Raw genomic sequence first — 9,682 nt, 5'->3', positions numbered from 1 at the left:
ATGCCCGCAGGCCGGACGGATCGGAACCCGCGTCCATGTCTCGACGCCGGTGGGATCCGTTCGGATGCGGGCGGATGTACCGGCACGGCCCCGACCCACCCACCGAACGGCACCCGACCCACCCACCGAACGGCACCCGGCCACCCACCGCCCCGCACCCGGCCACCCACCGCCCCGCACCCGGCCACCCACCGCCCCGCACCCGAACCTCGCTCACCCGCCGGAGGCGCCCGCGTCGATCTGCCAGCACGCCGCCGTGAACCGCACCTCCGCACCGTGCACGAACGGCGAGAACGCGGCGCGGACCGACTCGACCACCCGGCCCCGGGTCGCCGGGTCCGTGTCCCGCAGGGCGATCCCGACCGGCCCGAACCGGCTGAAGTACGGAACCAGCTCGCTCTCGGGCATGACGCACGCCGCGTCGACGGGCCGGATGCCGACCCCGGCCCAGCCGCTCTCCTCCAGCAGGCCCCGCACCCTGTCCGCGTCCGCCAGGGCGAACTGCCCCGGAGCGTCGGGCACCCGCTTCGGCAGGTTCGGCATGAGCGGCGCCGCCGCCCGTTCGGCCGTCGTCATGAACGGGTTCTCGGTGAGGTCGCGCCAGACGACGAAGCGCAGCACGGCGTCCTCCTTCGCGGCCCGCCGCAGGTTGGTGAAGGCCCGCACCGGATCCGGGAAGAACATCACGCCGAAGCGGGAGACGACCGCGTCGAAGGCCGCGGGCTCGAACACGTGGTCCTGCGCGTCGGCGCGGACGAAGGACGCCCGCACGCCCGCCCGCTCCGCACGGGCCCGGGCCGCCTTCACCATCGGCTCCGAGATGTCGACGCCGACGCACCGGCCCCCGGGCCCGAGCCGGCGCGCGACGGCCACCGTCGTGCCGCCCGTGCCGCAGCCGACATCGAGGACCTGTCCGCCCTGCCCGGCCGGAACGGCATCCACGATCAGCTTCTCCAGCGGCGCGAACAACGCGTCCACCATGTCCTGGGCCTCGACCCAGGCGTCCCCGGTCGGGCCGTTCCAGCGCTCCGCCTGCTCACCGGCCGCCGTGCCGTCCGCCCCGCGCTCGGATCCCATCGTGCCTCCTGTGGTTGCCCTCACGACCTGGAGACGACACCGTCCCGCGTCAGGCCGGTCCGAGGTCAAGACGATGCCGGACCTGGATATCGCCGAAGGGGCACGGCGCGCCGGAGTGCCCGCCTCGACCCCGCGGCACCACGAGGAGAAGCGGTGTCGCGGGGGCTTTCGCGACCGTAGCGAGACCCCACCGAGCTCAAGCGCACGGCACACGTCGTGCACAATCGGGACCATGACGACCCCCGACCACCAGTCACCCCTTCCGGACGCCTCGCGACCCGAGGCCAGGGACCGGATCTACCGGTCGCCCGCCGGTATAGCGGGCGGTGTCCTCCTGCTGCTCATCGTGGGCTGGCTCGGCTTCGACGCGCTGATCTCCGGACACGGCCGCACCCCTTGGCTGGCGCTCGCCGGGCTGATCCTCATCGTCCCGGTCGTGATCGCCTTCACCCTGCGCCCCGCCGTCTACGCCAACGAGGACCGGCTGCGTGTCCGCAACCCGCTCCGCGTGATCGTGCTCCCCTGGAGCAAGGTCGCCTCGCTGCGCTCGCACTACTCGAACGAGGTGATCGACACCTCGGGTACGAAGTACCAGCTGTGGGCGGTGCCCGTGTCGCTGCGTGCCCGCAAGAAGGCGGCCAGCCGGCCGGCGCCGGGCAGGCCCGGCCGCGGAGGCGACGGCCGTACGCCGTCACTGGGCCTCTCGTCCGCCTTCGGCCGGGGCGCCGCCACCGACGCGCCGACCCGCCCCGAGACCGACCGGGTCATGGACGACCTGCGCGAGCTGGCCGAGGCCCGTGCCACCGCGGAGGGCGCGCAGGGCGAGGTCACGGTGCGCTGGGCGTACGAGGTGATGGGCCCCGCACTCGCCGGCCTCGTCGTCCTGGCCATCCTGCTGGCGACGGGCTGACCCGTTCCTTCGCGGGGCCGGTGCCCCGCCTCGGCCGCGACCGCCGTTCCCCCGCCCGGAGACGAAGCCGAGGGCCTTCAGCCTTCCGTACGACCGCCCCCGTGGTCCGAGTCCCTGGGAAACGATGAACACCGACGTCCGGCGGACGCTGCCCGCCACCGCGATACCCGACGGGTGCCTTCCCTGGAGCACGGAGCACACCCAGCGCTGGACGCGGGTGCTGGCACCGGCCTGGATACCGGTGCCACGGGTCGGGCTGCGGGTCTTCAAACTGGTGCTGTCGGTAGGCGTGCTGGCCGCGCTGGGCCTGACCGAGGCCGGTCTGCCGCCGTATCTCGCGGCGCCGGCCGGACTCCAGCTGATCTGGCTGCAACTGCGGCCCGAGGTCGTACGGGTGTCGGCGCCGGTCCTGGCCCTGGTGGTCGTCGTCCTGCGTCCCGCCCCGTTCCTCCCCGTGCTCGCGGGGGCGCTCCTGCTGACCGCGTCCGCCATGGCGGTCTCCGCCCGGCGGCTGCGGGCGCGGGAGCGGCAGCGCGAGGCGGCGCTGGTCGCCGCCGGGGGAGTGACGGCACCGGCGCCGGACGCCGACCGGCCCCTCGGGCGCGGCCGGCTCCTGTCCGGGCTCGGGGTCACCCTGATCCTGGCGGGCCTTCCGGCGGTCGCGACCGCCGCTGTGTGGGACTCCTCGGAGGGCCGTCGGGCGGCGGTGGCCGTCGGCTCCTTCGTGGCGGGGCTGGGTGTCACCGCGTTGCTCTCCGGAGTGCTGGGCAGGCGGCGGGCCACCGCGCTGCGTGCCGCGCCGGCGCCCGTCCTGCGCGTCCTGATGCGCGAGACCCGGCGCGGCGACGCGAAGGTCTTCGCCGCGGACGACGTGGCGGGCCTGCGCCCGCTGTTCACCGTCGGAGTGATCGCGCTGGACCACGCCACGGACCACGACCCGCACCAAGCCACACACCACGACCCGTACCGAGCCACGAATCACGACCCGCACCACAGCACGAACCACGACCCGCACCACCACACCGACACCGTGACGGACGTCGTGACCGACGCCGTGCTGGACGTGGCGGACCTGACGGGACCCCCCGACCGGGGCGACGACGACCGGCCGGGGCCGCTGCGGGAGGCCGTCCTGTACGGGGCGCCGTACGACGGTGCCGAGGTCGTGCTCGTCAGTGCCGCGCCGGAGCCCGGCGGCCCGCTGTCGGCGCAACGGTCGTCCGGGCCCGTCCGCCCGCTGTCGGAGCGCGGAGTGCGGCGACGGCTCGGGCAGGCGAAGCGAACGGCGGCCCGCAGGGCGGCGGACGACGAACGGCACTTCGGCCTGGTGGCGGCCGCCGGCCTGACGGAAGCCGTGCCGGTACGCCGCTGGCGTGCGGGCGCGGTGGACCGGCTGGCAGGTCTTCTGATGGTGGCGTGGGGCGTTCCGATGTACTGGGCCTTCACCGACGGGGACCCCGGCCTGTGGCAGGAGATCGTCGCTGTCCTCATCAGCCTGCACGCCGCGTTCCGCATCCCCGTGAAGCTGAGCTGGCGGATCACCGCCGACCGGACCGGGCTCTGGCTGAACGGCCTGCGCGGGACCACCCACATCCCCTGGGACGACATCCGCTCGGTCCGCCGGGAGTCCCTGGAGCTCAAGCTGCGCTGGAGCGGCGACGGGGCCTGGACGGTCTCCGCGCCCCGCTGGGCCTGGCTCCAGCACCGGCGCGGTGTGACCCACCCGTACGACGCCCTGGCCGCCGAGGTCACCGCCATGCGCACCGACCCCGCCCTGCGCCCCACCGGCGACAGCGAGGAGCGGGAGCGGGGGCGCCCCCTGTGGCCGCTGGCGGTGCCGTTCGTGCTGGTGTGGCTGTCGCTGGTGCTGACCGCTCTGGTGGGGTTCCCGGGCCGGTGAGGACGCCCGGGGGAGGCACCGCCCGACCGGCACGCTCCTCAGGGCGCGCTCGGCCACACCAGGACCACGTACGCGCCGCAGTACGCCGAGCCCGGTACCGCGGCGGTGAGGAACGGGGTCCGGAAGCGGCGTGAGGCGCGGGCCGGCCGAAGGCCCACCCCGCCGACGTACGCGAGCCGGCCGGGGCCAGGACGACCGCCGCGAGCGCCCGGACCGTGAAGCCCCGGCGCAGCGACAGCAGCGCGGTCACGGCTGCGGCGGCGGCCACCGCGACACCGGCGGCCACCGCGACACCGGTGGGCCGGGTCCGCCCCGCCGGCGCGGCCGGCGAGGCGGCCCACAGCGGCCGGCCGGTGAGGACCGCGTACAGCGCCCACGCGGCGAACGCGGTGAACAGCGACTCCGTTTGACGCCCTCACCTGCCCGAGGGCAGGTGATTCCGGTCCGTACTGCTCCGCGGTACCACCACGGGTTCCTGTTTCACGGGCCTCTGCCGACCGGTGAGGGTCGGTCTTACGTGGCCTCCGCAGGCCAGACGGCGAGCGCGAGCAGCCCGGTGAGGCGGATCGCCGCGTGGGCGAGGAGGGCGGGGGCCGCGTCCCGCAGCCGGGCGCGGGCCGCGGCGAGGAGGCGGCCGGCCGCGCCGTGCGCGCGCCGGGCGGCCGGGACACCGGGGCCGGCCGCGCCCGGGGTGCTTCGGGGCGGGGCGGACGTCGGCCGGGAATCGGTCGAGGGCACGCGGCGGCTCCTGGGACTCGACGGTGCGCTGCCGGTGACCGTTCCTCGGTCGTCCGGTGGCGCACGGGAGCGCTGCGTCGACTGCCGTGCGGACATCACCCGTCAGGAGGGTGGACGTGCGTGTCGGAGCGCCGGTGGGAGGCGGCGGGCGGGCCGCCTCCCACCGGCGCGTGGGCTCAGATGCCGGCCGCGGCCGACAGGTCCCGCTTGATCGCCGTCAGCAGCTCGGCGGCCTTGGCGTGGGCCGCCGGGAGTTCGTCGTGGCCGCCGACGGGCACCACGACCTCCAGGTAGCACTTCAGCTTGGGCTCGGTGCCGCTCGGCCGGACGATGACCCGGGCGCCGTCCAGCGTGTAGCGCAGACCGTCCGTGGGCGGCAGCTTGTCCGTCCCCCGGGTCAGGTCCTCGGCGCTGGTGATGGCCAGGCCCGCGAGCTCCGTGGGCGGCTGCTCGCGCAGCCGGCGCATGGCGTTCGCGATGACGGAGAGGTCCTCCACCCGTACCGAGAGCTGGTCGGTGGCGTGCAGCCCGTACGCGACGGCGATGTCGTCGAGGAGGTCGAGCAGCGTCCGCCCCTGCTCCTTGAGCTCCGAGGCCAGCTCGGTGATCAGGAGGGCGGCGGTGATGCCGTCCTTGTCGCGTACGCCGTCGGGGTCGACGCAGTAGCCGAGCGCCTCCTCGTACCCGAACCGCAGACCCTCCACGCGGGCGATCCACTTGAAGCCGGTGAGCGTCTCCTCGTACGGCAGCCCCGCGCCCTCGGCGATCCGGCCGAGCAGCGAGGAGGAGACGATCGACTCGGCGAAGACGCCGCGCGCGCCGCGCCGCACCAGGTGCTCGGCGAGCAGCGCGCCGACCTCGTCGCCGCGCAGCATCCGCCAGTCGGCGCCGGCCTTCACGGCCACGGCGCACCGGTCGGCGTCCGGGTCGTTGGCGATGATCAGGTCGGGTTCCGCCGCGCGGGCCGCCGCGAAGGCGAGGTCCATCGCGCCGGGCTCCTCCGGGTTGGGGAAGGCGACGGTCGGGAAGTCCGGGTCGGGTTCCGCCTGCTCGGCGACGAGCACCGGCTCCGGGAACCCGGCCCGCGCGAAGGCGGCGAGCAGGACGTCCTTGCCGACGCCGTGCATGGCCGTGTAGACGGTGCGGGCGGTGCGCGGCGAGCCCTCGGCGAGGACGGCGTCCGTACGGGCCAGATAGGCGTCCAGGACGCTCTCGCCGAGGGTCTCCCAGCCGGAGTCGGGGCGGGGCACGTCGGCGAGCGCGCGGACCGCGTCGATCTCGGCGGCGATCTCCGCGTCGGCCGGCGGGACGATCTGCGAGCCGTCGCCGAGGTAGACCTTGTAGCCGTTGTCGCGGGGCGGGTTGTGGCTGGCGGTGACCTCCACGCCCGCGACCGCGCCGAGATGCCGTATGGCGTAGGCGAGGACGGGGGTGGGCAGCGGCCGGGACAGGACGGCGGCGCGCAGGCCCGCGCCCGTCATCACGGCCGCGGTGTCCCGGGCGAAGTCCGCGGACTTGTGGCGGGCGTCGTAGCCGATCACCACGAGTCCGCCGGTCTGTCCCTTGTCCTTGAGATACGCGGCGAGTCCGGCCGCGGCCCGGATGACCACGCTGCGGTTCATCCGCATCGGCCCCGCGCCGAGTTCACCGCGCAGACCCGCGGTGCCGAACTGGAGCGTCCCGCTGAAGCGGGCGGTCAGCTCGGTGACGTCCTCGGCCTCGACGAGCTTGGCGAGTTCGTCACGGGTCTCCGCGTCGGGGTCCTCGGCCAGCCACGCCTCGGCCCGCGCGATGAGTTCGTCCTGCACCTGGGGTGCACCTCTCTCTTCGGTCGTACGGTTCCGTGTACCCGGGTCGTCGCGCCCCCGGCGCCGGGGGCGGTCACCCCGTCGTCTACAGACGATCCAGCACCTGGGTCAGAAGTTCGCCCATGCGCGCGGCCGAGTCGCGGCCCGCCTGGAGGACTTCCTCGTGGTTGAGGGGCTCGCCCGTCATGCCGGCGGCGAGGTTGGTGACGAGGGAGATGCCGAGCACCTCGGCGCCCGCCTCGCGCGCGGCGATGGCCTCCAGGGTGGTCGACATGCCCACCAGGTCGGCGCCGATGACACGCGCCATCCGGATCTCGGCGGGCGTCTCGTAGTGCGGGCCGGGGAACTGGGCGTAGACGCCCTCCTCCAGGGAGGGGTCGACCTCCTTGCACAGCGCGCGCAGCCGCGGCGAGTACAGGTCGGTGAGGTCGACGAAGTTCGCGCCGACGATCGGCGAGGTGGCCGTCAGGTTGATGTGGTCGCTGATCAGCACGGGCTGACCGGGGCGCATGCCCTCGCGCAGGCCACCGCAGCCGTTGGTGAGCACGATGGTCTTGCAGCCGGCGGCGACGGCGGTACGCACGCCGTGCGCGACGGCGGCGACTCCGCGGCCCTCGTAGAAGTGGGTGCGGCCGAGGAAGACCAGGGCGCGCTTGTCGCCGATGCGGTACGAGCGGACCGTGCCGCCGTGGCCCTCGACCGCGGGCGGCGGGAAGCCGGGCAGCTCGGTGACCGGGAACTCGGCCTCGGGGGTGCCGAGGGCATCCACGGCGGGAGCCCAGCCGGAGCCCATCACGAGGGCGACGTCGTGGGTCTCGGCGCCCGTCAGCTCACGCAGGCGCGTGGCGGCGGCGTCGGCGGCGGCGTGGGGGTCGCCCTGGATGTCGTCCGGAAGAAGAGATGCGTTCACGCGCAAGAGCGTAGCCGGTTTGTGCCTACGCGCGTAGATGACGGTGCTCACGGTCTTGCGATCGTTGTCTTGTCGTTTCCGACAAACGGGTGAGAGCGGGGGCACTCGCGCGACCGGGCGGGACGGGCGGGCGGGTGAGGGACGCGCCGCGGAGCGGCGGGGTGACGAGGGCGCCCTCGCGCCGGAGCGGGACGGGTGGGCGAGAACCGCCGCCGAGCGGCACGGATTCCGCCGCTGAGCGGCGGGGCGCGCCGGGGGAGGCGGGCCTCAGCAGGGCCGCTTGCGCAGTTCCATGATGTAGTCGTGCGGCGCCCCCGCCGACTCGGCGGCGTCCGCCAGCTCGCCCAGGTAACGCGCCGAGGGGAGTCCCCCCTCGTACCCGTTCAGTACGTAGACCCACGCCGCTTCCTCACCCTCCAGAGTGTGCACGCGTACGCGCATCCGGCGGTAGACGTCGAGGCCGACGCCCTCCCATCGGTCCATGGAGTCCTCGTCCAGGGGGGCGATGTCGTACAGCGCCACGAAGACCTGGGACCGCGGCGCCTCGACGATCGTCGCGAGCGCCCCCTCCCAGCCCATGTGCTCGCCGCCGAACGTCAGCCGCCAGCCGTTCAGCCAGCCGGTGGCGCGCAGCGGCGAATGAGGGGCGCGGCGCGTCATGAGCCGCGGGTCGAGATTGCCGGCGTACGCGGCGTAGAGCGACATGGGGTCGAGGGTACGGCAGCGGCCCGTACGCCTCTCGCGTAACAAAGTGGCTCGGATGTCCCGGCCTAGCGGCCCCTTGGGCGGAAGCACCTTGAAGCGTGCGGGACAATGGAGTACGTGACTCGGATCGTGATCATCGGTGGCGGACCCGGCGGATATGAAGCGGCGCTGGTTGCCGCGCAGCTCGGCGCGGAGGTGACCGTCGTCGACTGCGACGGTCTGGGCGGGGCGTCGGTGCTCACCGACTGCGTGCCGTCGAAGACTCTCATCGCCACGGCCGAGGTGATGACGACGTTCGACTCCTCCTACGAGGAGCTGGGGATCATCGTCGCCGACGACACCCCTCCCATGGAGCAGGCGGCCAAGGTGGTCGGCGTCGACCTCGGCAAGGTCAACCGCCGTGTGAAGCGCCTCGCGCTCGCCCAGTCGCACGACATCACGGCCTCGGTGACCCGCGCCGGCGCCCGTGTCCTGCGCGGCCGCGGCCGGCTGGAGGGCATGCAGTCCCTGGACGGCTCCCGCAAGGTCGTCGTGAGCGCCGCGGACGGCACCGAGGAGACCCTCACCGCCGATGCCGTGCTCATCGCCACCGGCGGGCACCCGCGCGAGCTGCCCGACGCGCAGCCCGACGGCGAGCGCATCCTGAACTGGACCCAGGTCTACGACCTCGACGAGCTGCCCGAGGAGCTCATCGTGGTCGGCTCCGGTGTCACCGGTGCCGAGTTCGCCGGCGCCTACCAGGCGCTCGGCTCCCGCGTCACCCTCGTCTCCAGCCGCGACCGGGTGCTGCCGGGCGAGGACCCGGACGCCGCCGCGGTCCTGGAGGACGTCTTCCGCCGCCGTGGCATGAACGTCATGGCCCGTTCCCGCGCCGAGTCCGCCAAGCGCGTCGGCGACCGGGTCGAGGTCACGCTCTCCGACGGCCGGGTCATCAGCGGCACGCACTGTCTGATGGCCGTCGGCGCCATCCCGAACAGCAGCGGGATGGGTCTGGAGGAGGCCGGCGTCAGGGTCCGCGACTCCGGGCACATCTGGACCGACAGGGTCTCGCGCACGACCGCTCCGGGCGTGTACGCGGCCGGAGACGTGACCGGCATCTTCGCCCTCGCGTCCGTCGCCGCCATGCAGGGCCGCATCGCCATGTACCACTTCCTCGGCGACGCGGTGGCCCCGCTCAATCTGAAGACGGTCTCCTCGAACGTCTTCACCGACCCCGAGATCGCGACCGTCGGCTACTCCCAGGCGGACGTCGACGCGGGCAAGATCGACGCCCGGGTCGTGAAGCTGCCGCTGCTGCGCAACCCGCGCGCCAAGATGCAGGGCATCCGCGACGGCTTCGTCAAGATCTTCTGCCGTCCCGGCACCGGCATCGTGGTCGGCGGCGTGGTCGTCTCCCCGCGCGCCTCGGAGCTGATCCACCCCATCTCGATCGCGGTCGACAACAATCTGACGGTCGAACAGATCGCGAACGCGTTCACCGTGTACCCGTCCCTGTCCGGCTCGATCGCCGAGGTGGCACGACAGCTGCACACCCGGAAGACCGCGGGCGAGGGCTGACGCCTTCCGGCGACTCCCCGCTGGTCAAGGGGAGTTGGTGACGCTGCGCACGGCAGGGTCGGCGCGAGTGGGCACGT

General features: G+C 74.0%; 9 protein-coding genes. 4 read left to right on the top strand and 5 right to left on the bottom strand.

From position 1 onward, the window contains the following. Window positions 1–213: 213 nt before the first annotated feature. A complete protein-coding gene (locus tag ACH4S8_RS18280) occupies window positions 214–1,077 on the bottom strand; it encodes a class I SAM-dependent methyltransferase (RefSeq protein WP_398395015.1) in 864 nt (287 codons plus the stop codon). 232 nt (window positions 1,078–1,309) lie between these two features. Here ACH4S8_RS18280 and ACH4S8_RS18275 point away from each other — a divergent pair, with 232 nt between their 5' ends. The 3 genes from ACH4S8_RS18275 to ACH4S8_RS18265 all read left to right on the top strand — a co-directional run bounded on the left by ACH4S8_RS18275 (window position 1,310) and on the right by ACH4S8_RS18265 (window position 4,297). Further along, window positions 1,310–1,987: a PH domain-containing protein gene (locus tag ACH4S8_RS18275; protein ID WP_398395013.1), complete on the top strand. Its 678-nt coding sequence runs from the start codon at window positions 1,310–1,312 to the stop codon at window positions 1,985–1,987. A 124-nt stretch (window positions 1,988–2,111) separates the two neighbouring features. Continuing rightward, on the top strand, window positions 2,112–3,887 hold the full coding sequence (locus ACH4S8_RS18270) for a hypothetical protein (protein ID WP_398395011.1): 1,776 nt from the start codon (window positions 2,112–2,114) through the stop codon (window positions 3,885–3,887). 215 nt (window positions 3,888–4,102) lie between these two features. Continuing rightward, entirely contained in the window at window positions 4,103–4,297 is a 195-nt protein-coding gene (locus ACH4S8_RS18265; protein ID WP_398395009.1) for a hypothetical protein, read from the top strand. Window positions 4,298–4,400: 103 nt separating this feature from the next. Here the strand turns inward: ACH4S8_RS18265 and ACH4S8_RS18260 are convergent, their stop codons facing one another. The 4 genes from ACH4S8_RS18260 to ACH4S8_RS18245 all read right to left on the bottom strand — a co-directional run bounded on the left by ACH4S8_RS18260 (window position 4,401) and on the right by ACH4S8_RS18245 (window position 8,048). Then, window positions 4,401–4,625, bottom strand: coding sequence for a hypothetical protein (locus ACH4S8_RS18260; RefSeq protein WP_398395007.1), 225 nt, complete (start codon window positions 4,623–4,625; stop codon window positions 4,401–4,403). 176 nt (window positions 4,626–4,801) lie between these two features. After that, window positions 4,802–6,433: a phospho-sugar mutase gene (locus ACH4S8_RS18255; protein ID WP_398395005.1), complete on the bottom strand. Its 1,632-nt coding sequence runs from the start codon at window positions 6,431–6,433 to the stop codon at window positions 4,802–4,804. Window positions 6,434–6,518: 85 nt separating this feature from the next. Further along, window positions 6,519–7,343 (bottom strand): purine-nucleoside phosphorylase, encoded by an 825-nt coding sequence (locus ACH4S8_RS18250; protein WP_355770573.1) that lies wholly within the window; start codon window positions 7,341–7,343, stop codon window positions 6,519–6,521. Window positions 7,344–7,610: 267 nt separating this feature from the next. Continuing rightward, the gene (locus tag ACH4S8_RS18245) at window positions 7,611–8,048 is read right to left on the bottom strand and encodes a gamma-glutamylcyclotransferase (RefSeq protein WP_398395002.1); all 438 of its coding nucleotides are present in this window, start codon (window positions 8,046–8,048) and stop codon (window positions 7,611–7,613) included. A 108-nt stretch (window positions 8,049–8,156) separates the two neighbouring features. Between ACH4S8_RS18245 and ACH4S8_RS18240 the strand changes: the two genes are divergently transcribed. Continuing rightward, window positions 8,157–9,605: an NAD(P)H-quinone dehydrogenase gene (locus ACH4S8_RS18240; RefSeq protein WP_398395000.1), complete on the top strand. Its 1,449-nt coding sequence runs from the start codon at window positions 8,157–8,159 to the stop codon at window positions 9,603–9,605. The last annotated feature ends 77 nt before the right edge of the window (window positions 9,606–9,682 follow it).

Source organism: Streptomyces sp. NPDC021080 (genome assembly GCF_044333225.1).
Taxonomy (GTDB): Bacteria; Actinomycetota; Actinomycetes; order Streptomycetales; family Streptomycetaceae; genus Streptomyces.
The sequence above is the reverse complement of the archived record's forward strand: the minus strand, read 5'-3'. Positions and strand labels throughout refer to the sequence as shown.

What these genes read in the sequence shown, in the direction of transcription:
- ACH4S8_RS18240 (WP_398395000.1), top strand. Translation starts at nt 8,157, where the DNA reads ATGGAGTACGTGACTCGGATCGTGATCATCGGTGGCGGACCCGGCGGA.
- ACH4S8_RS18280 (WP_398395015.1), bottom strand. Translation starts at nt 1,077, where the DNA reads ATGGGATCCGAGCGCGGGGCGGACGGCACGGCGGCCGGTGAGCAGGCG.
- ACH4S8_RS18245 (WP_398395002.1), bottom strand. Translation starts at nt 8,048, where the DNA reads ATGTCGCTCTACGCCGCGTACGCCGGCAATCTCGACCCGCGGCTCATG.
- ACH4S8_RS18275 (WP_398395013.1), top strand. Translation starts at nt 1,310, where the DNA reads ATGACGACCCCCGACCACCAGTCACCCCTTCCGGACGCCTCGCGACCC.
- ACH4S8_RS18270 (WP_398395011.1), top strand. Translation starts at nt 2,112, where the DNA reads ATGAACACCGACGTCCGGCGGACGCTGCCCGCCACCGCGATACCCGAC.